The following is an 18494-nucleotide window of genomic DNA, read 5'->3' as shown; positions in this document are numbered from 1 at the left end:
TTAACGGCAATCCTGTTTTCTGTTTTCATTTTTTTTAGGCAATTATTTTGTGTGTAAACGCCAGTTTGAACAGCTCCATCTTGCTATGGACACAAAGCGCTTTAAATAAATTCGCTTTGTGAAAATCAAACGTTTTATGTGAAATACCTAAAACATCTGCAATAGCTTTGTCTGGAGCATTTTCGCCGATTAAATCCATAATAATAATTTGGCGGGGCGTTAACACATGATCGTTTATGTTTATGTTTTTCGAGTTCCACAAAAGAGACGGGCAATTTTGTTGGTCTCTAAAATTTTCTGAAGTTGAAAGTTTACCATCTTTTATATCAGGAACACTGTCTAAATCTCCCCACATATAGTAGGTGAATAGCTCAATTTGCCGATGTAGATCTTCGGTAACTTTTGACAAAAATTCTACTGCTTTAAAATCAGCTAAGTATGCTGATTTTAATAATTTGAAAAATTTAATAGGTAAATCTGTGAAGTATTGCGTGTGTCCGTTTCGGATCCACAAAACTCTTTTGGTGTCTCGAATGCCTACAAACTCGATGTTATTATCGTTTGGCATTACTCCAGCAATTTGTGGAGTTGTTGAAAATATTGTATTTTTGTTGCTGTTAATCATCTTGATATCCTTTTAAGTGTTAATATTTTTAAGAATCCGTAGCTACAACTACGGATTTTCTTGTTTTTATGCCATTCGCTATGGCGCTTGTTATCCTTTCTTTTAAATAACTAGACTTTGATAAATTACTTTGATTTGTAGCTGCATAAGCCTGTACAATTGCAAGTAATTCGCTATGACTTTCTAGAAGTTCATTCATCTTCTTATTATGATTTAAAAGATTCAAAAACCATATCGATATCCAAAGTCAAATCATCAGCATACACTTGCTCTTTTTCTTTTAATAACCGCTTGAAGTCAGTTATTTCATCATCAGTAAAATTCATTTCCTTCACCAAAACACACGGCCATATATTTTTTGACGCTAATAGATAGAAACGATACTTCTTTTTTACTAATATTTCACAAGGGACGATACTCATAGGATTAAGAACATCAAATTCTCTTATATCTGAAGTCTTAAAATTCCCTGCTAAAATTTCAGCTTTTAATGCTGTTGCTACTTCGTTAATCTTTTTACTTAAATCCATCTTATTTATATTTTTAGTTCCCGCTATAGTGTCGAAACTATACTAAGCCGTGGCGGGAGTTTGATTATTAACCTAACACTATCCAATCATTAGCTAAAACATCCGAAGGAGATGCTACCCATCCATAAATAGAGTTATCGGGATAAACTATTGCTAACTGATTACTGTATTTTATCGTGTTTTTTTTTGGTTCCATAATAAACCGAAGTTTAAATACATCTTTTGCTGCCTGAGGTAATGATTGCATTTTCTCAACAGTACTTATTGGCACTTCACTAGATACTTGCTGAAACACAAACATTCCTTTTCCGTTCCATCCTTCACGAGATATTATCCCTCCTCGTTTTAAAGCTTCAATTGCCTGCCCAAAACTTAATAATTATCTTACTATCTTCATTTTTTCCATGTTATCTATTTTTTTACAAATTCATTTTAATTTGAAACTTCTTTAATTTCTGCGCTTTTAATTTTGCTGAATTTTTCTTTTTAACAAAATTCTGTAAGGCTTGTAATTTTTGAAAATCTTCATTTTTACCTAATTTTAAAGCCAGCGCTTCCATTTCCTTTTCAGCTTTTAAAGTTTCTTCTAAAGCTTTTTCTTGAACTCGATATTAGCCAAACATTAATTCATCAATTGTTGAAAAAAGCCATAATTCAAATTCAACATCTAACCAAGCAGCAAATTTTAAAGCTAAAATTCTGTGCATATAAGTTCCTGCTTTTTTGTTAGCAAAAACAATCTCATCCATTTTCAAAGGAGTTTTATTCCCCCCAAATGGGGTGGATAAAAGTTGATTGATAAATCTTTTTGCGTGGTCTGAACGTAAAAAATGATCCATTCTTTTGTTAAAAGCCTTTGCCATTTCCGTGGCATTTACCATTACATTTCCATCCAGTGCGAATGCAAAATGTATTTCGGTGTCTTGATAAATAAATTCTGTTGCAGTTGTTTTCATATATCTATTTTTAAAAATTAATTATAATCGTGTTCCTACTTTCGTGTAATCGATAAAGTCAGGAAGAATAGAGTAGTAACCCGACACCCCAGTAAAGAAAACTACAGGTTCACCATTTTGACTTAAAAAAGCTTTTGTTTTTACAATTCTATTCTTAAATGGAAATGTTTTCACACCTACATTCCTTTGTCTAACTACACTTCCTACCGGAAAGTTTTCATTAAACATTTCAACTATTGATTCTGCTTCTACTGACATATTTCTATCCTTTTAAAAGTTTCTTTCTACGTTTAATTTCTTCGTTCTTGATAGCTACTACTTCGTAAATAGCTTGTTCAATTACAGCGTGATTTGCGCCATTCATAACATTTGTAATCATCGATGATGAATATTGTTTACCATTCTGACTGAAACGACCTGTTTTATTCAGTTGCTGCTGAATTGCTTTTACATATCTAAATCCAACTACCTGCTTAATACGCTCTTTTTCCTGTTTTGAAATCATATAAATGCCCTATTGTTTATTGTTTAATTTTGTAATACCTTAGTGATATATTGATGATACAAATATTAGAAACATTTCTAATTAATCCTAATTATTTCTAATTAAATAATGACACATAAAGAAAAAATATTGATTTTCGCAGGTTCTACGGGGCTTAACAAAACTAATTTCTGTAAAAAATGTAAACTTTCTAATGGTTATTTAGACACTAAAGGTTCGGTAACTTCTGATAAACTCACATCTATATTAGAGAATTTTCGAAATCTAAGTCTTAATTGGTTATTGTTTGATGAAGGCGAAATGGTTGTTTCATCAGAAAAAGAAGAAAACACACAAAAATTAGATACAATGAAAAAAGAAATGAAAAATTACAAACAGATGTATTATGAGCAATTAGACAAGAATATGTTACTCCATGAAAAGCTACTGGCGTGCATGGAAGGAGATGCTTTTAGTAAAGATGTCGGTTAAAAGTAGTTTATAGGAAAAAGTGAATATTATGAAAACAAAAAGAATTCTATTATTGTTACTACTTACAGTTTCATTTAGTTTCATCAATTGCTCTGGAGGTGGTGATGATAATATTAATGATGACACTAATAATGATATTAACATCAGTGATAACGCTAATAATGACAGTTGCGTCGAGGCTCTATACACAACATCATCAAGTGGCGTTAAAGTATATAAATGTGATGATTATTTTTACACTTACACAAATAACGCAAAGGTAACAGTAACAGATTGGGAGTGTGGAACACATAATGGAAAAACATTACATACAGGACCAAAAGGTGGTTGTTATTATATCAACTCAAGCGGAAATAAATCTTATGTAGACAGAAGTGAATGTAGTGGTTGCCACTAATAAAAAATATTGAAATGAAGAAGATATTTTTATTAATTATAACGACAATATTCATCATTTCTTGTGTTTCAAAAAATGATGTAAACAAAAAAATAAAAGAGAAAATAAGTGCTTTTTACAAACATACAGAAGTAAAACAATACACACCTTTATCTTATAGCAAGCTTGATACAATTCGTAGCACTAAACTTAAAACCACAGCAACCATTAAACATATTTTTAAGGCGGAAGCTAAAAACGGTGAAATAAGACTTTACACGGATATATTTGATGTAACTATTTTTAAAGATGATGTGTTTGCGATACCTAGAGGATATTAAGTATTAATAAAAAGAAAACATGAAAGATAACACCACTACAATAACTTTAACTATCGGCGAGGAAAATGGCAATTTAGCAAACGATTTAGAACGTTTGCTTGAAGAAATTGACCCCGAAAAAGAGTAAATACATTACATAAACGCTTGTAAATAATATGTTTACAAGCGTTTAACGCGCACCAAAAACGCACCATTACATACCGAAAAAACACGGTATTTTAATTTGTAAGTCCTTGATAATCAGGAATTAATGACGTTGTACGCGAGGGATTCGAGTCTACTATTCTATTTATTTCTGCTTGGCTGTTAATTCGCCCATAATCAAGACGTAAAGTTGTTACTTTCGCAGGTTTAAAGCCTCCTGTTGTTTTTACTAATTTCCTAGTTACTTGCCTTGTCTTTGGTCTTCGTTTTATGATCGGTTTTCTGCTTGTTGGTCGTCCAAACTGCTCTCTACCGTTACCATCCATAAACCTACCACGACCACGACCAGGAACACCTGCTAAACCATATATATTTAATTTACTTTCCATTATGCTACTACTTTTTTAACTGGTGAATTTTTGTTTTTGAAATAAGCAACGCCACCAAACAATAAAGCACCACCGATAATTAAAGGCAAATTTTCTTTTGACAAAAACGATCCAAAACCTGCTGTATTCATTTTTTTAGCTGAATTAATAGATACCATATTTGATGCTGTTTGTGCCGTTTTAGTTGCTGCAATTTTAGCTTTCTTGATGTTATCTCGCTCTATTTTATAGTTTGCTATTTTTGTTTTTACCGCTTGAATTTGTGTTTTTATCGAACTGGTAATCGTACTGTTACTTGCTAATATTTCATTAGCTCGATCAATACCTAAAGTTTGTTTTTGCTTTAAAATATTAATTCGCCCCTGTACTTTACCTAGTGAATTTTCAGCAGATTGTAAAGCCGTTTCTGCGTGTTTTCTTCGTCTTTTTGCTTTTTTACAAAATGCGCCTAAACCTAAAGATTCGGCAATTGTTTGTTCTTGCTGTAATTCTACTTGCAGTTTTTTAATTATTCGCCCAGTTCGTTCGACTTCTTTTTCAAGATTCGCCCACTGATTCGCTTCTGCGCCAGTTTCCAATGCTTTGTATTTAGCATCTGCCGTTCTTTTACGTCCTAAGACATCTCTAGTTTTTCCTTCTAATCTACCAGCTATTTTGGAGGAACTACACCACCCCGATAACTGCGCTGATTCGCTACCACTGTTTTTATTACAATTCATATACTTATATTTAAATTTTGATAATCAAAAGACTAGCAGCAGCGATACCAGCACCTATTCCGATTTTATTTTTTAATGACTTTCTTTTTTTTATTGACTTGTCTTTACTAATTTCAAATTTTAACCTCTTTTGATAATCACGAACCATTAATTCGTTTGCTGTACGTAAACTTTTAGCTTCTTTGATTAAAAAATCAGTGTATTTTGTATCGTATTTGATCCATATTTTGTACATTTTTAGCTGTTTAGGTTGTTCGAACCAATACAGGCTATGACCACCCAAATAAACTTGTTTTCGTAACTCTTCTATTTCGTCAATTAAAGGTCTTATTTCCTTTTGATAATTGATTTCACGACCATCTCCATAGTTTATACGTAAATGATTTTTATTGTCAGAAAGCCATTTATTCGAAATTTCTTTAAATGTTTCGTCTCCTTCTCCGTACGGTAATACTGGTTCTATACCGTACTTACTTTTAGCTTTTCGAAGAACTACAAATCTATATTCTGCATTTACAGGGTTATCGGCATTTCCTACGACGAAATACCAAAGTCGATCAGATGAAGTGGCGGTTTTTGTAAAAACATCTACGGAATAACGACCGTTAGACTTGATAAAACTTTCAAATATCTTATCAAATATATTTTTTATATCTCCTATGTATTTTAAAGAAATTGCTAACGTTTTACCAATACATTGGTGGTTTCCATTGTATGCTGCTTCGCTTTTTAAGTGTGCTATTCCTAGATCTAATTCTTTTAAAATATTGTTTAAAATATGCTGTATTCGTGGACGATTATTATATAGAATAGCGCTATCTAAATCATCTAATTCTTTTTCTAATTTGACTTTAAAATCTCGTTCAATTCTTAATTTTATTATTGGTAATTCGTATTGAGGTTCAGGGCATCCAAATAAATGCTCTACTAATCCTTGAACGGCTGCATCTAAAACAGGTTTTAATGTTTCAAATAATCCTTTAACAAGTTCTCCTTGCCAAGTTCCAGCAGCTTGCCCACCTTTTGATTGTTGTTTTTGTAAGTGTTTTGGTTTAGCTGCTCCTGCTAAACCATGATTATTTGTTTTAGCACTCATAAAAACATCTGATTTTTGATAAAAATCAGGTTCTTTAATTCCTGCTAAAGTTCCATCTATGGTATAATATCCTGATTTTAGATTTTTTGGATTTTTTTGATTTTTTGGAACAATTACATAAACGTGCGAATAACCAGCGGTTGCACTTTGTTTGATACGTCGTAAAAAATGATGTATTCCTAAATTTAAAAGAATTGTACTTGCAAAAATTGAGTAACTTTTACAGTCTATGCCGTTTTGACGACTTGCCCATGAACAAGCTGGACTTCTAAGCTCTTGATTTAAGCCATCTATTTTGTATTGAAAATGATGGTATAAAAACGAGTGGATAGAAATAGCGGTTTCTTTGGTACTTTTACCTGCAAAAGTTACTGCAATATTTTTTGTATGATTTTGATATTTCTTTGACCAGATAGCCATATTATCAATTGCAGCTTTTGTATCTCCAGTAGTTAATTTGGTACTACTACAATTACTATAAGGCATTAAATGAGCGTATTGTTGCCCACTTTTAATGTTCCTGTATAATGCTTGATTTATAGATTCTGCTTGATTCATTTACAACTATATCTGATTTGATACTGCAATAATAAAACAAGAAAAAAACATCATTTTAGGCTAGCATCCTTTAGTAACGGCTAACACCGTCAAGTAAGAGCTAGTATCCTTTAAAGTTGTTTAGCTTCGTTTAAGTTCTTTTATTTTTACAAAAAAAAACCGAACTATCATTTGATAGTTCGGTTAAAAAAATATTATGCAATATTACAGTTATATTAGTGTTGGCAAACACTACAATACTGAGAATACAATATCCATTCCTTTAGGAATATCCTGTTCTACACCAAATTCTTTTTTTATAATCTTAATATACTCAGCTGTTTCTTTACAGTTATAAATTCTTATAGATTCTAAATCACCTTCGTAGTCTAGTTTTTCAGAAACGTAACCCTGTCTAATTTCTTGACTTTCATCTATATCTTCTCCTATTTCCCAAAGTTTTTTTCTAGTATCGTGAAATCTACGATGACTAACTTGCATTGCTATTTTAAAATAAGGCTTAGGTGTTATAATTTCTATTTTCATAATCTTTATCTCTTGTTACCGCATTTGCCAACAATTTGTATAATTTATAGCTGGCTTCTGCTTTTATTAATATTTTGTTTTTAATTTATTATTTTATTTTAACCACTATATCTAGTGGGTTACTCTCGCTACAAACCATACAAGTAGACCGTTGGCAAACATTACCAATCTAAATCGTTAAAAGAGTATAAATGGTTTAGTAATGTTTTTTGTTGTCACATGATTCTAAGTGTACTAATGAGTAATTTTCATATGAGTTATATCGTTCATATTTACACCCGTCTATTTCAACTATTTCTGGTTTCGGTGTATCTATGAAGGAGAATAATAAATAAATTAATACCGCAATAATACCTACTATCACCAAACCGCCTAATGCACTTGATTCGTTACTTTTCATAATATTTTGAATTTAAACTCATTCCCTTTAAAATCGGCGGAATGAAAAACCTTGTGAATAAAACGATTTGCCAACACCACCTATGTCGCATATTTTCCCTGCGGGAAAAATACGACGTACATAGCTGTGAAACGTTGTAAACAATTTACTTACCTTTTGGCACAAAGAAAGTCCAAGTTTTTGCTTGTGGGTGTTCTGCTCTCCAGATTTTGTACTTTATATATCCAATTCCGTAAATTAAGCCACAGAATCCTAATACAATTAAGGCAATAGTAAATTTTTCTTTTAGTTTTTTCATCGTAAACAATTTACAACACCGTATAAAAACAAAAGCGGTTCATTGCCTTATCGGTGTTTTATTAATATTTATTTTATCCTACCCTCATCAATGAGGGTTGCATATCTATCCGCTTCAATTCTTATACGCAACACGTTGGCTTTAATTCAAATCATAAACTTTAGGCTTATCTGGAGTAATTATTTTATCAATGGTTCTTTTTGTATATTCTAAATCCCCATCAACGAAAGAGCCTTGCCAATATTTACGCCTCATAACGTTATAATATTTAGGTATGTAATAATCTTCTTTGCATAAAAAAAGCTCTCGGTTTTTGAAATAATCATACAAATGCAGAATTGTGTATCCCCTATATTTACATGATTTATTATTTAATACATATTCCGTAAAATGTTTTTTTGCAGACTCTAAAGTATTAAAAACAAGATGCTTTTTATAAATTCTACTAACGACAGCATTACCGTGACTATCTGATTCGCAACAGTGAGTTTTATATTTCTTATTACCCTTGAATATAAAAAACTGACCGTCTATTTCTTTTATCTTAAATTCTTTTTTTAAGTCCATAATCTTAATTTTTGAGAAAAAACTAAAGCCAACAAAAGCTATAATTCATTGCTGTATTCTGCTAACTTTAGTATTCTAGTTTATATTTTAATTCTTCGAGGTTTTGCGATAATCTCGCTATTTTACACGCAACAAAACATAGCTAATGCGTTGGCTTTAATTACTCAGATACTACCTTATTTATTTTTAAATATTTAGATCATCAATATCAATAACTTCTCTGTTAAAGTAATTTAAAATAGCATCCGCTTCGCCTTTGTAGAGATTTCTAATGTTTTTAATTTCTGAAATAGGACGTTTCCTGTTCTTTGAAACTATTTTCCAAGTAACCTCTTTAAACCTTTGAGCTGGTACGAATCTTAATTTAGCAGAAAGCATTGATTTTGTCATTTTTAAATACCTATTTTAAATAAATTCCTTATATTTGTAACAGGTTGGATTTTTGTATTTTCCTACTCACTTTTTCATTTTTCATAGCAATTTTTAACCACTCGTTCGGGGTGGTTTTTTTATGCTTTAAACTATCATTGTAATTATTGGTGCTGCTGCCCAAAAAACAATGTTTATAATTAGAAAAATTGGAGAATTGTGTACTTTCCTATCATTTAAAATAGTTCCCTCTATTCGTTTTTTATCATCTAAAAAAACAGGTGTTATATTATAGAATATTCTTTTTTGAACATCGTCCAATTCATCCCATTTTACCGCATTTTTAGAGCTTCTAAAATAAATAAATCCTATATATACAAATACGATAAATGCTGTAAAAGCGGTATAATATAAATAGTCATTGTCGAAAAATGCACCTATCATTACTAAACTAAAAGAAATGCTAAGAGGTGTAGCACCTCTTAACATATAAATTTCTTTTCCGAAAATTTTGGTTATATAACTTAACGCAAAATACTTTACTATTAATTTTCTTAACATACTTTCTAATTTTTATTTTGTTTTTTATTTCGGTAATGCTTCAGAATTACAGCACGATTTTTAGCGTACCAATCGCAATATCCTTTGTTCATTTCTACTTCCATTTCATACTGTGAAGCTTCTTTTACAGTTCCTTTATGAAATTCGTGAGACGTTATTAATCGTTCCGTTCCATCGACTATTTTATAAACGATTCTTGTTTCGTTATTTTCGGTTATTTTCGTGTCTGTTAAAAAATAAACGATGTTGTTTTGAATGTTGTCATTACTCATATTTTCTATTGATTTTGGGTTAAATTATTTATTTTTCATGAATGATTACAACTAAAATTATAATCATAAGTAGTATAGCAACAATACCACAGGTAAATGCTATTATTATTGATACTGTCATTCCTTAATATTTTTAGGGTTCATTTACATTAATTCTTTAACCTGAAACGGAAAAAAACCGTAAGATTTGATTTGATTTGCTTCGTGCCAATCTGCAAAAGGTTTTTTGAATATTATTTTAAAATTATCTTTACCTCTCACAAATGATTTTACTTCTTTCTTTCTAACAGTTATTTCTTTCAAATTAACACCTATTAATTTAATTATGGCGTTTTGTTCGGCACTTGTAACTGTAATTTCGTTGCCATTTTCTATGGCTACAAGAATATTTCTAATCGTTTTTAATGCTAATTTCTCTGACTGATTTAGTTTCATTATTTATATTTTTTTAATGTTTTCAGGTTTCATTTTACAAGTTCCTTTGTGTCCGTCTCTTGCTTTTTTGTTGTTAAATTCAACTTTACAATGTGGGCAAATCGTATTAATAGCGTTTATTAAATCCATCTGAATACCAGTTGATTTTATTACAGGACTTAAATTTTTATGGGAAACAACCTCTTTTAAATCTGCTATTTCAATATTTAGTAATTTTGCTTTCTGCTCTGAATCTGCTATTTCAATATTTAGTAATTCTGCTTTCTGCTCTGAATCTGCTATTTCAATATTTAGTAATTCTGCTTTCTGCTCTGAATCTGCTATTTCAATATTTAGTAATTCTGCTTTCTGCTCTGAATCTGCTATTTCAATATTTAGCAATTCTGCTTTCTGCTCTGAATCTGCTATTTCAATATTTAGCAATTCTGCTTTCTGCTCTGAACCTGCTATTTTATGCAAATACTTTTGCTCTTTTTCGCTTTTTTCTTCTAGCTCTTTTTCCTTTACTTTCAAAACAAAAACTTGATTTAACCAGTAACCGATATAAGTAACAAAACCGCAAAATATCAGTAAATTAATAATTTCAATCCAATCAGTTTTGTGCATAATATCTAAGATTACGCAAAGCATCAGAAAATCAAAAAACGCAATGGATACAATTACCCACTCTTTTTTTTCTGGAATATTAACCGCAATATTTAACATTGCTTTTGCTACGAAATAACCAAAAAACAATGCAGGAATTACACGTAAATAATCGTTTGGAATTAAGTATTCAAAAAGCAAATAGAAAAAAGATGCTTGTTTAATACCATAAAAAATATTATAACTTTGAATAGATACAGCCAACGAACGCATAGAAGTCAGCGATTTATAAAGCGGTATTTTTGCCTGATTTTCTCGGAATCTTTTTATTTGATTTAACATTTTTTTTCTGCTTTAGAAAGGTAAATTTGTTGTTTTAACGAAGTAAAATGAAAACTTGAATAAATGAATTTCTATTGCTTTTTCTTCATACTCAATAATATCTGCATTTTCGAATTTAAAAAAATGATTATCTTTTAAACGAAATTCAATTTTCAGATACTTCGGACTAGGTTTAAAATGTTTTTGATATAATATCATAACTTCTTTTTTACTTATTTTTTATTATAAATTTGAGTGTATAACTCGTTTATCTTTTTATAAACTTCTTTGTTATCGTAATTATCTTTGCCGATTTTTTCAACGCCATTATTAGAAATAACGATTTTCAAAACGCTGCCGTTTGATACCATTGGTTTTGGAAATATTTTAATTCCATTATCCCAACACCATCTTTTTGCATTAATATTCCAGATCATCTAGTTTGGGTTTTTCTATTTTAAAATCTTCGAAAGTTTCGGTAATTTCAGGTTTTTCGGTTTCAAGTATTTCTAAGTTTTCAATATAAAAACACTCTTTTGTGCTTCTTTTTTGTCCCTCGGTAATGTTTACCTTAATTTTGCCTTGACTGTTTAAAAAACGTTGTGGATTAAAAGTATAACCATTTAAAGCACAGTATAATTCTAAAGCTTCTTTGAATTTTCCACTTCCTAATGGATACTTTCCTATTTTTGATTTATACGTATCAAATAAATTACTTCTGTATAAATTGCGATTAAAATTTTCTTCGCCAATAAAATACTCATCAGCCCACGTAATAAAAGCATCTCCAATACTCGCCTTTAAATTGTTTTGAGAAATATTGTCCATAGGCGCTAAAAACTCATTATCTATATTATTCAAATAGAGCTTACAACATTGCATCAGAAAATTATAAAACTTGTTGTATTGTTTTTCGTCCCATTGCTGAAAGAAAGTACGCCCAAAATCGGTTGAAACTTTACGCTCTTTTTTAAAGTTTTTTGTTTTTGCGTGATACCAATTCGAAAATGAAACAAAAAGTATTCTTCTATTGGTAGAACCATCATCTTTTGGCATTCCGTAATTAAAAGTACCTACAAATTTACCTGCATCTTTAAAGGCGATATTATGCGATTTTTTATGTTTTGGATTACACTCAATTTCCCCTGTTATCTTCCCAAAGAAAAAATCAAAAATGTATTTTTTGTTACCATCTTCAACATTTACAGCATCATGTTCAGGTTGCAATTCGCCAAAAATATGCCTGTCCGTTTTTATATCGTCTTTTTTACCATCAATCGAAAAAATACTTAACAATTCTTTTAAACCACGAACCAATAAACTTTTTCCAGAACCACCGTCTGCATCGTCTTCGCTATCTTTAACGGCATCGTCCATTATGTACACAAACTTTGTGAAATCTTCTCGTTTATAATTGTGTAGTAAATAACCAATCGCAAAACACTTGTTTAAAAAGTGTTTTTCTTGCGTTATATGTTCCGATAAGCCTAAATTTTCACCATTTAGCGTAAACATATTTTTTGCCCTGTACGCTTCTTGTTCTTCTACGGTTTTATAAGGTTCTTCTATTTCTTTACGCCAATGAACACGACTTGCATTCATTAAATAGCCCATAAATTCACACGATGTATCGTTGATTTTTACACGATTTTCTCCGTTAGCATCTTTGTAATATTCGAAATAATCGGCGGTTTTTCTAAAATCGTGCTTTGATACTTTATGATTCCAAACAAATTTATTAGTAGTATTTTTGGTCGAGAATCCAACCGCATCTTTTGTAATATTCACAATTCCATTTTTGAAATAGAATTGCTGACTATTATGCGTATAATTGTCAAAATCTAGTGAAACACGGTCAATTGCTTTTAGCTCAGAAACAATAAATACTTTTGATGCTTTTATTAAATTGATAACAGTTAAATCAACTCCTTTATCTTTTAGATATTCAATACAGAAATTTCTAATTTCAGCAACTTCTGGAACGGACACTTTATATTCATCAATTTTTATTAAAAAAGAAGTATCATCATTAGATTTTTCTACAAAATTTATAATCTCTTTGTATGAATAAAAATTGTTACAATTCAAAAAATAATGAAAGTTCGCTAAATTTATAGCAGGACGATTTTTGTCGTTTTTATCAATAAAATTACATTTTACGGTATAATTTAACATTTTATCAAAAGCACGGTTTATAACTTCTTTTTCTGCTTTTCCGTAATATTTTAACCAATCTCTAAAATCTTTGCCCTTAGTTCCCATTTTCGATACAGGAAGCCAAATTGTTTTAATATTCCAAAAGTTATTAGATAAAGTGTGAGCATATTTTTTTCCTGCAATATCAATATCAGGTAAATTGTAGAAGTTTTTACACAATTTGTTTAAACGCTGATACAGATCATAGGTTATTTGCTCGCCCTCGGAATTAAACCAAATAGGATAATAATCATCAGAAATTGAAGCAAGATTTAAACCATCAGAACCTCCAGAACAAATGATAATATTTTCTAATCTAAGTTTTTTAAGTTCGTCTTGATTATATTCTATGAATCCTTGATACCGTTTTTTTCTTTTGCATCCGTAGATGAATAAAAAGAGGCTCGGTCTTCTTTTATTTCATCTAAAAGTTTAAGTATTTTCTTTTCATCAACATCATTTAAAATACGTTCTAAACCGTGTACGTAGGTTTGCGGTTTTTCGCCTAAATAACCGTGTTTAAAATTTACGGTTTTACCATTTTTATCTAAACGTTTATATTCTGATGGCTTGTAAGTTTTAGCCCATTTTTTAAGATTATCAGAATACGCAAAAATCGGATAATTCGGCGTTGCTTCGGTAATCATTAATTTACCCTCTTTAGAAGTTATTTTATCATAACTTTTAATTTGCACTAAATTATACGCCTTAGCAATTTCAGGCGTTACGTGTTCACCTATTGCATCTAAATTGGTATATTCTTTTTGAACCTCTATTTTAAAATACGTTTTCGGTAATTTTTCGGTATTTTCTTTAAAGATAATATTTGATGAAACAACCGTTTTTGCACCTGCTAAATTATTTTCAGCATATAAAAGTTGTATAGCTTCTTTAAATTCAATACCTTTTAAGAGCATAACAGCACTTACAGCATCGTAACTTTTACCACTAGAAAAATCTTTAATTACCCAATGCGTTTTTGCATTATAAAAAATAGCACTTGCCGTTTTTTCATTATCATTTAACTTAAAATGCTTTTTACCTATTCCTTGCGAAAAATATTTTTCTAAAATATCCAAACCACCATTAGTGGCTTCGTATAAATCTTTGGTATTGTATTTGTAGTTACTCATAATTATAACGAGCTTTTTTCTACTAATTCATTAATAGGTATATCCAAATGTTCGGAAATAGTAAAAAGCACATTATAATGCGTTAAGTTTTTGTGATTTGAAGAAATTTGACGCTGTATAGTAAGAAAAGCTAAACCTGTTGCATCAACAATTTTTGCAATAAGTACGCTATCGGAAAGTTTGCTTAAAACCGTTTGTTTTAGAACGAAATTTGTATTTATATTTGCTTTCATAGTTTTGAATCGTTTTTGAATCAATTTTGAATCGTTTTTGTATCAATTTTGAATCAATTTTGATACAAATATATAAACGAATTGTATACAAAACAACAAAAAAACAATCAATACGTTTATATTAATAGTATTTACATGGATAAAGAACTGATTATAAGAGAGATAATAAAAGGTTTTAATTTTAAAAATGATGCTAAATTTGCGGAACATTTAGGGATCAAGCCACAAGTATTGTATAATTGGAAAAAAAGAAACACTTTTGATGCTGAATTAATATACACAAAATGTATAGGTATTAACCCAGTTTATTTACTCACAGGAAAAGGTGAAATGTTAGTTTCGGAAAAAGCCGAAAACAACGAATTGCAAAAAGAAATAAACAACTTATATAAAGAGAAGTTTATACTTTTAAAAGAAAATAGTGAGTTGCAAAAAAAATATGTTGCTATTCTGGAGGAAAATAATATTCTTCAAAAGAAATATTTAAACCTTTTAGAAGAAAACGATTTAAACGAAACTAAAAAAGCAAGTTAAAAATAGTTTATAAAAGAAAATAATTTAAATAAAAATCAAATGAAAAAGTTTTTAAAATTAAGTATAGTAGCAATTGGTTTAATGTTTGCATCTTGTAGTAGTGATGATGATGTAAGTAGAACTCCAAAAATTAAAATTGAAGTAGTAAATGCTGTTTTAGAACCAAATTCAGGAAAAACAGTTGATGGTGCAATAGTTATAATATATGGAAGTAATGATTTTGAAAGTACACCAATAGCACAAGGTTTAACTGGTCCAGATGGAACTATTACTTTTGAAAAAAATATTGTTTTTGATAAAGAATATTTTGTTGATGTAGAAAAAGGATGCCGAAACAATTACAATTCTTTAATTTTTGGTACTGATGGAGATTATACGGTAAAAGCTAACAGTGAACTTGAAGAAATAGAATACAGTACAAAACAAATTAGCATTAAAGAAACAGGTACCGTGGTTGTAACAAATATATCTGAAACTGGTTATTTAATTAATTTTTTAGGTAAAAAATATGGATCTATTGCTGGTAATGAAACGATAACTTTAGATTATTATCCTGTAAATGGAGTTATTTCTCCTTACACATTTATAAATGTAGATAATAATGAAGAATTAGATAGATACCACATTAAAGCTACTTGTGGTGGAGAAAAAGAATATTTTATAGAATAAGACTTTAAAATTTCATTTAAAAAAGCGATTACAATTCGTTTGTATTCGCTTTTTTTGGCTGAAAATGCTACATTTTGAGGTTTTCGGCTCTAAAAACGACCATAAAATATGCGTGGGGTTTTCTAATAAATTAAGAAAAAGTTATTTTATTTTTAGTGTTGTTTTTATTAACAAATAGCTAAATATCAATAATAGCAAGGGGTTAAGGCTCTTTTTATCAAAAAAAAGTGAGTATAAAATTTTATTCAATTTTATACTCATAAATTTTATACTCGTATTTTATACTCTTTTTATACTCACAAGAACCTTAGTAATAACAAGGGTTACAGCGTGTTTTTTTATAGTGAGTATAAATAATACTCCTATTTCTATAATAATATATAATAATAATAATAATAATAATATATATATATAATAGAGTAAGATAGTAAGACCTATGTTTAAACGTTTTTTCTGCTTCTCGCTACTATATACTCCTAAACACCTTAACAATAAGGTTTTAGGAGTTTTTTATTAAAAAAAGCGTCAATAACTCTCCAAAACACATTACTTTTTTTACTATTGGTTTTTCTAAAAATCAACATAAAAAAAATGTCAAAACTTCAAAATAGTAATATCACACTACCTTTTATCGACTATATTCCTGCCGAATTAAAAGAAAATAAAGTTTGGGAAATTGTGTATTACGCCATAGACCCCTACGAAACAAAGGCAAATAATCGATTAAAAAGAAAAAGGCATAGAGTAAGACCTTTCAAATGTAAAAAAGAAAGAAGAATCTATGCAAAATCTATTATAATTAGATTGAACCAACAATTAATGCGAGGTTGGACTCCGTTTGACCGTGTCAATAACTCGCCAATACAAGAACAAGAACCACCAAAAAAAGTAAAATTGTTTGAGGTCTTTGATAATTATCTACATCAAATAGAACAACAAACAAAAAAAGACTCTTTGCGACCAGATACGCTACGAGCTTACACCAGTTACATTAAAAACCTAAAAGTATACTTAATTGCCAAAAAACAAGAAAACGCTGCCGTTTCTTACTTTAATGAGAAATTTTGTCGTGATTTTTTAGATATGATTTTTTATGAACGCAAAAATTCAGCCAGAACACACAACAATTATTTAGGTTTTATATCGCTTTTCAATCGTTGGCTAATCAAAAGAGAGCATTTAAAAGTAGATTTTACAGGGAATATTGATAAAATTAGAGTTTCTGAAAAAATAAGAACTATTATTCCACTAAAAGAACGAACCGAAATTTTTAATCATTTAAAAGAAACCAATAAGCACTACTTCGCTTTATGCTATACCGCTTTTTACTGCTTAATCCGTAGAACTGAATTATCTAAATTAAAAGTTGCTGATGTTCTCTTAAAAAATGGAATTATTAGTATTTCAGCCGATGTTAGCAAAAATAGAAAATCGCAAGTAGTAACGATTCCAAGCCAATTAATACATGTTTTAATAGATCATTTAAAAAATGCTAATAATCATGATTTTCTGTTTTCTGATGATAATTTTAAACCCGGAGAAACTCAACTAGAACCTAAAAAAATATCGGATACTTGGAGTAAATACAAAAAAAAGCTAAATTTTAGTAAGTTTTACCAATGGTACTCTTTAAAAGATACAGGAATTACCAATTATTTACATTTAGGAATCCCAACAATTGATGTTCGTAATCAAGCAAGGCATTATTCAATTAAGCAAACCGAAGAATATTTACCAAAAACAATACTAAAAGCTAGTGGTACTATTCAATCGGCAAAGCTTGATATTTAAACCATGTCGTTTACTTATCTTTCGCGTTGGATTTAAAATACTTTTTATAAAATAAAATTAATATATAAAAAATGCCGTTTACCTTTTCACACCCAGCAATTGTTTTACCTCTTAAAAATATCTTTGGAAAATGGATTTCTTTAACCGCAGTAATAATCGGTAGTTTAACACCTGATTTTGAATATTTCTTGCGGATGAAAATTCAAAGTAACTTCAGTCATACCATACTTGGAACGCTCTGGTTTAACCTTCCCTTAGGGCTCCTGTTATGTTTTATTTTTCATCTTATCATTAAAAAACCATTACTAGAAAATTCACCTAAATATATTCAAGAACGAACAACTGATTTAAAAGATTTAAACTGGAATAATTATTTTATTAAAAATTGGTTTATTGTTTGTTTATCTATTTTAATCGGAGCATATTCTCACATATTTTGGGATTCTTTTACACATCAAAACACCTTTTTTACAGGCTATTTTCAACTGAATGAAAAAATATTAAATTCTCCAATTTCATACTTTAAAATACTACAACATTTAAGTACGTTACTAGGTGGTTTATTTATTATTTGGTCTTTTAATAAAAGAGAAAAACAGAATCTAATAGAATCTAAACCTAATTCTACTTACTGGATAGCTGTCAGTTTAGTCGCAATTGCTATTTTAATAATACGATTTTCTAGCGGCTTAAAAATAACCGCATACGGAAACATCATTGTAAGCTCAATTACCGCTATAATGATCGCCATAATAATTATTTCTTTTTTATTTTTGAACAAGAAAGAAATTAGCTTATAAACCTAAAAAACACGAAGCGCTAACTTCGTGTTTTTTGTTATAAAACTTATTTTTTAAGCGTTTAGAAACTATTCTTTTCAGATGATTTCTTACTC

Annotated in this window: 30 protein-coding genes and 1 pseudogene; 7 read left to right on the top strand and 24 right to left on the bottom strand. The window is 29.6% G+C overall.

The window, feature by feature from the left end; genetic code table 11:
• Positions 1–34: 34 nt before the first annotated feature.
• The 8 genes and pseudogenes from DPIF8902391_RS09730 to DPIF8902391_RS09695 form a co-directional block, all read right to left on the bottom strand.
• Positions 35–625, bottom strand: a complete 591-nt coding sequence (locus DPIF8902391_RS09730) for a helix-turn-helix transcriptional regulator (RefSeq protein ID WP_172505697.1) — start codon at positions 623–625, stop codon at positions 35–37.
• A 28-nt stretch (positions 626–653) separates the two neighbouring features.
• A complete protein-coding gene (locus DPIF8902391_RS09725; protein ID WP_172505696.1) occupies positions 654–824 on the bottom strand; it encodes a hypothetical protein in 171 nt (56 codons plus the stop codon).
• Between the two features lie 7 nt (positions 825–831).
• Positions 832–1155 carry a hypothetical protein gene (locus DPIF8902391_RS09720; RefSeq protein ID WP_172505695.1) on the bottom strand — a complete coding sequence of 108 codons (324 nt, stop codon included), beginning with the start codon at positions 1153–1155 and terminating at the stop codon, positions 832–834.
• A gap of 67 nt (positions 1156–1222) precedes the next feature.
• Positions 1223–1516: pseudogene (locus tag DPIF8902391_RS09715) on the bottom strand (DUF2829 domain-containing protein); the annotation flags it as partial.
• A 58-nt stretch (positions 1517–1574) separates the two neighbouring features.
• Positions 1575–1715 carry a hypothetical protein gene (locus DPIF8902391_RS09710; RefSeq protein ID WP_172505694.1) on the bottom strand — a complete coding sequence of 47 codons (141 nt, stop codon included), beginning with the start codon at positions 1713–1715 and terminating at the stop codon, positions 1575–1577.
• A gap of 51 nt (positions 1716–1766) precedes the next feature.
• Positions 1767–2111, bottom strand: a complete 345-nt coding sequence (locus DPIF8902391_RS09705) for a KilA-N domain-containing protein (protein ID WP_172505693.1) — start codon at positions 2109–2111, stop codon at positions 1767–1769.
• Positions 2112–2132: 21 nt separating this feature from the next.
• The gene (locus tag DPIF8902391_RS09700) at positions 2133–2369 is read right to left on the bottom strand and encodes a hypothetical protein (RefSeq protein WP_172505692.1); all 237 of its coding nucleotides are present in this window, start codon (positions 2367–2369) and stop codon (positions 2133–2135) included.
• A 4-nt stretch (positions 2370–2373) separates the two neighbouring features.
• Positions 2374–2616: a hypothetical protein gene (locus DPIF8902391_RS09695; RefSeq protein WP_172505691.1), complete on the bottom strand. Its 243-nt coding sequence runs from the start codon at positions 2614–2616 to the stop codon at positions 2374–2376.
• A 108-nt stretch (positions 2617–2724) separates the two neighbouring features.
• Here DPIF8902391_RS09695 and DPIF8902391_RS09690 point away from each other — a divergent pair, with 108 nt between their 5' ends.
• Genes DPIF8902391_RS09690 through DPIF8902391_RS09680 form a run of 3 tightly spaced genes read left to right on the top strand, consistent with a single transcriptional unit; the run spans position 2725 to position 3804 of the window.
• On the top strand, positions 2725–3087 hold the full coding sequence (locus DPIF8902391_RS09690) for a hypothetical protein (protein WP_172505690.1): 363 nt from the start codon (positions 2725–2727) through the stop codon (positions 3085–3087).
• 28 nt (positions 3088–3115) lie between these two features.
• Positions 3116–3484, top strand: coding sequence for a hypothetical protein (locus DPIF8902391_RS09685; RefSeq protein ID WP_172505689.1), 369 nt, complete (start codon positions 3116–3118; stop codon positions 3482–3484).
• Positions 3485–3498: 14 nt separating this feature from the next.
• Positions 3499–3804: a hypothetical protein gene (locus tag DPIF8902391_RS09680; protein WP_172505688.1), complete on the top strand. Its 306-nt coding sequence runs from the start codon at positions 3499–3501 to the stop codon at positions 3802–3804.
• A gap of 218 nt (positions 3805–4022) precedes the next feature.
• Here the strand turns inward: DPIF8902391_RS09680 and DPIF8902391_RS09675 are convergent, their stop codons facing one another.
• From DPIF8902391_RS09675 to DPIF8902391_RS09600, 16 genes are all read right to left on the bottom strand, one after another.
• Positions 4023–4337, bottom strand: a complete 315-nt coding sequence (locus tag DPIF8902391_RS09675; protein ID WP_172505687.1) for a hypothetical protein — start codon at positions 4335–4337, stop codon at positions 4023–4025.
• Positions 4337–5056 (bottom strand): hypothetical protein, encoded by a 720-nt coding sequence (locus DPIF8902391_RS09670; RefSeq protein ID WP_172505686.1) that lies wholly within the window; start codon positions 5054–5056, stop codon positions 4337–4339. The genes DPIF8902391_RS09675 and DPIF8902391_RS09670 overlap by 1 nt, the downstream gene beginning before the upstream one ends.
• A gap of 10 nt (positions 5057–5066) precedes the next feature.
• Positions 5067–6710, bottom strand: coding sequence for a hypothetical protein (locus DPIF8902391_RS09665; protein ID WP_172505685.1), 1644 nt, complete (start codon positions 6708–6710; stop codon positions 5067–5069).
• Positions 6711–6941: 231 nt separating this feature from the next.
• Complete coding sequence (locus DPIF8902391_RS09660) at positions 6942–7235, bottom strand: hypothetical protein (RefSeq protein WP_172505684.1); 294 nt, start codon at positions 7233–7235, stop codon at positions 6942–6944.
• A 545-nt stretch (positions 7236–7780) separates the two neighbouring features.
• On the bottom strand, positions 7781–7933 hold the full coding sequence (locus tag DPIF8902391_RS09655; RefSeq protein WP_172505683.1) for a hypothetical protein: 153 nt from the start codon (positions 7931–7933) through the stop codon (positions 7781–7783).
• A 141-nt stretch (positions 7934–8074) separates the two neighbouring features.
• On the bottom strand, positions 8075–8500 hold the full coding sequence (locus DPIF8902391_RS09650; RefSeq protein WP_172505682.1) for a hypothetical protein: 426 nt from the start codon (positions 8498–8500) through the stop codon (positions 8075–8077).
• Between the two features lie 186 nt (positions 8501–8686).
• Positions 8687–8890: a hypothetical protein gene (locus tag DPIF8902391_RS09645; protein ID WP_172505681.1), complete on the bottom strand. Its 204-nt coding sequence runs from the start codon at positions 8888–8890 to the stop codon at positions 8687–8689.
• A 126-nt stretch (positions 8891–9016) separates the two neighbouring features.
• Positions 9017–9430, bottom strand: a complete 414-nt coding sequence (locus DPIF8902391_RS09640) for a hypothetical protein (protein ID WP_172505680.1) — start codon at positions 9428–9430, stop codon at positions 9017–9019.
• Between the two features lie 5 nt (positions 9431–9435).
• A complete protein-coding gene (locus tag DPIF8902391_RS09635; protein WP_172505679.1) occupies positions 9436–9702 on the bottom strand; it encodes a hypothetical protein in 267 nt (88 codons plus the stop codon).
• A gap of 144 nt (positions 9703–9846) precedes the next feature.
• Positions 9847–10137 carry a hypothetical protein gene (locus tag DPIF8902391_RS09630; RefSeq protein WP_172505678.1) on the bottom strand — a complete coding sequence of 97 codons (291 nt, stop codon included), beginning with the start codon at positions 10135–10137 and terminating at the stop codon, positions 9847–9849.
• Between the two features lie 3 nt (positions 10138–10140).
• Positions 10141–11064, bottom strand: coding sequence for a hypothetical protein (locus DPIF8902391_RS09625; RefSeq protein WP_172505677.1), 924 nt, complete (start codon positions 11062–11064; stop codon positions 10141–10143).
• 12 nt (positions 11065–11076) lie between these two features.
• Positions 11077–11262: a hypothetical protein gene (locus tag DPIF8902391_RS09620; protein WP_172505676.1), complete on the bottom strand. Its 186-nt coding sequence runs from the start codon at positions 11260–11262 to the stop codon at positions 11077–11079.
• A 14-nt stretch (positions 11263–11276) separates the two neighbouring features.
• Positions 11277–11480 (bottom strand): hypothetical protein, encoded by a 204-nt coding sequence (locus tag DPIF8902391_RS09615; protein ID WP_101955922.1) that lies wholly within the window; start codon positions 11478–11480, stop codon positions 11277–11279.
• Entirely contained in the window at positions 11464–13419 is a 1956-nt protein-coding gene (locus DPIF8902391_RS09610; protein WP_172505675.1) for a hypothetical protein, read from the bottom strand. The genes DPIF8902391_RS09615 and DPIF8902391_RS09610 overlap by 17 nt, the downstream gene beginning before the upstream one ends.
• A gap of 167 nt (positions 13420–13586) precedes the next feature.
• Entirely contained in the window at positions 13587–14372 is a 786-nt protein-coding gene (locus DPIF8902391_RS09605; protein WP_172505674.1) for a hypothetical protein, read from the bottom strand.
• 2 nt (positions 14373–14374) lie between these two features.
• The gene (locus DPIF8902391_RS09600) at positions 14375–14605 is read right to left on the bottom strand and encodes a hypothetical protein (protein ID WP_172505673.1); all 231 of its coding nucleotides are present in this window, start codon (positions 14603–14605) and stop codon (positions 14375–14377) included.
• Positions 14606–14740: 135 nt separating this feature from the next.
• Between DPIF8902391_RS09600 and DPIF8902391_RS09595 the strand changes: the two genes are divergently transcribed.
• The 4 genes from DPIF8902391_RS09595 to DPIF8902391_RS09580 all read left to right on the top strand — a co-directional run bounded on the left by DPIF8902391_RS09595 (position 14741) and on the right by DPIF8902391_RS09580 (position 18399).
• Positions 14741–15139, top strand: a complete 399-nt coding sequence (locus DPIF8902391_RS09595; protein WP_172505672.1) for a helix-turn-helix domain-containing protein — start codon at positions 14741–14743, stop codon at positions 15137–15139.
• A gap of 39 nt (positions 15140–15178) precedes the next feature.
• Complete coding sequence (locus tag DPIF8902391_RS09590) at positions 15179–15808, top strand: hypothetical protein (RefSeq protein WP_172505671.1); 630 nt, start codon at positions 15179–15181, stop codon at positions 15806–15808.
• 591 nt (positions 15809–16399) lie between these two features.
• On the top strand, positions 16400–17599 hold the full coding sequence (locus DPIF8902391_RS09585; protein WP_172505670.1) for a tyrosine-type recombinase/integrase: 1200 nt from the start codon (positions 16400–16402) through the stop codon (positions 17597–17599).
• A 71-nt stretch (positions 17600–17670) separates the two neighbouring features.
• Positions 17671–18399, top strand: coding sequence for a DUF4184 family protein (locus DPIF8902391_RS09580; protein WP_058884491.1), 729 nt, complete (start codon positions 17671–17673; stop codon positions 18397–18399).
• Positions 18400–18494 lie beyond the last annotated feature (95 nt).

Source organism: Tenacibaculum finnmarkense genomovar ulcerans (assembly GCF_900239495.1).
Classification (GTDB): domain Bacteria; phylum Bacteroidota; class Bacteroidia; order Flavobacteriales; family Flavobacteriaceae; genus Polaribacter; species Polaribacter ulcerans.
This window is presented reverse-complemented; position numbering and strand designations above follow the sequence as displayed.

Coding starts and splice junctions, on each gene's coding strand:
- DPIF8902391_RS09590 (WP_172505671.1), top strand. CDS start 15,179: ATGAAAAAGTTTTTAAAATTAAGTATAGTAGCAATTGGTTTAATGTTT.
- DPIF8902391_RS09620 (WP_172505676.1), bottom strand. CDS start 11,262: ATGATATTATATCAAAAACATTTTAAACCTAGTCCGAAGTATCTGAAA.
- DPIF8902391_RS09615 (WP_101955922.1), bottom strand. CDS start 11,480: ATGATCTGGAATATTAATGCAAAAAGATGGTGTTGGGATAATGGAATT.
- DPIF8902391_RS09655 (WP_172505683.1), bottom strand. CDS start 7,933: ATGAAAAAACTAAAAGAAAAATTTACTATTGCCTTAATTGTATTAGGA.
- DPIF8902391_RS09730 (WP_172505697.1), bottom strand. CDS start 625: ATGATTAACAGCAACAAAAATACAATATTTTCAACAACTCCACAAATT.
- DPIF8902391_RS09720 (WP_172505695.1), bottom strand. CDS start 1,155: ATGGATTTAAGTAAAAAGATTAACGAAGTAGCAACAGCATTAAAAGCT.
- DPIF8902391_RS09710 (WP_172505694.1), bottom strand. CDS start 1,715: ATGGAAGCGCTGGCTTTAAAATTAGGTAAAAATGAAGATTTTCAAAAA.
- DPIF8902391_RS09685 (WP_172505689.1), top strand. CDS start 3,116: ATGAAAACAAAAAGAATTCTATTATTGTTACTACTTACAGTTTCATTT.
- DPIF8902391_RS09580 (WP_058884491.1), top strand. CDS start 17,671: ATGCCGTTTACCTTTTCACACCCAGCAATTGTTTTACCTCTTAAAAAT.
- DPIF8902391_RS09625 (WP_172505677.1), bottom strand. CDS start 11,064: ATGTTAAATCAAATAAAAAGATTCCGAGAAAATCAGGCAAAAATACCG.
- DPIF8902391_RS09600 (WP_172505673.1), bottom strand. CDS start 14,605: ATGAAAGCAAATATAAATACAAATTTCGTTCTAAAACAAACGGTTTTA.
- DPIF8902391_RS09680 (WP_172505688.1), top strand. CDS start 3,499: ATGAAGAAGATATTTTTATTAATTATAACGACAATATTCATCATTTCT.
- DPIF8902391_RS09690 (WP_172505690.1), top strand. CDS start 2,725: ATGACACATAAAGAAAAAATATTGATTTTCGCAGGTTCTACGGGGCTT.
- DPIF8902391_RS09660 (WP_172505684.1), bottom strand. CDS start 7,235: ATGAAAATAGAAATTATAACACCTAAGCCTTATTTTAAAATAGCAATG.
- DPIF8902391_RS09585 (WP_172505670.1), top strand. CDS start 16,400: ATGTCAAAACTTCAAAATAGTAATATCACACTACCTTTTATCGACTAT.
- DPIF8902391_RS09605 (WP_172505674.1), bottom strand. CDS start 14,372: ATGAGTAACTACAAATACAATACCAAAGATTTATACGAAGCCACTAAT.
- DPIF8902391_RS09695 (WP_172505691.1), bottom strand. CDS start 2,616: ATGATTTCAAAACAGGAAAAAGAGCGTATTAAGCAGGTAGTTGGATTT.
- DPIF8902391_RS09645 (WP_172505681.1), bottom strand. CDS start 8,890: ATGACAAAATCAATGCTTTCTGCTAAATTAAGATTCGTACCAGCTCAA.
- DPIF8902391_RS09670 (WP_172505686.1), bottom strand. CDS start 5,056: ATGAATTGTAATAAAAACAGTGGTAGCGAATCAGCGCAGTTATCGGGG.
- DPIF8902391_RS09725 (WP_172505696.1), bottom strand. CDS start 824: ATGAATGAACTTCTAGAAAGTCATAGCGAATTACTTGCAATTGTACAG.
- DPIF8902391_RS09630 (WP_172505678.1), bottom strand. CDS start 10,137: ATGAAACTAAATCAGTCAGAGAAATTAGCATTAAAAACGATTAGAAAT.
- DPIF8902391_RS09665 (WP_172505685.1), bottom strand. CDS start 6,710: ATGAATCAAGCAGAATCTATAAATCAAGCATTATACAGGAACATTAAA.
- DPIF8902391_RS09635 (WP_172505679.1), bottom strand. CDS start 9,702: ATGAGTAATGACAACATTCAAAACAACATCGTTTATTTTTTAACAGAC.
- DPIF8902391_RS09595 (WP_172505672.1), top strand. CDS start 14,741: ATGGATAAAGAACTGATTATAAGAGAGATAATAAAAGGTTTTAATTTT.
- DPIF8902391_RS09675 (WP_172505687.1), bottom strand. CDS start 4,337: ATGGAAAGTAAATTAAATATATATGGTTTAGCAGGTGTTCCTGGTCGT.
- DPIF8902391_RS09705 (WP_172505693.1), bottom strand. CDS start 2,111: ATGAAAACAACTGCAACAGAATTTATTTATCAAGACACCGAAATACAT.
- DPIF8902391_RS09700 (WP_172505692.1), bottom strand. CDS start 2,369: ATGTCAGTAGAAGCAGAATCAATAGTTGAAATGTTTAATGAAAACTTT.
- DPIF8902391_RS09640 (WP_172505680.1), bottom strand. CDS start 9,430: ATGTTAAGAAAATTAATAGTAAAGTATTTTGCGTTAAGTTATATAACC.
- DPIF8902391_RS09650 (WP_172505682.1), bottom strand. CDS start 8,500: ATGGACTTAAAAAAAGAATTTAAGATAAAAGAAATAGACGGTCAGTTT.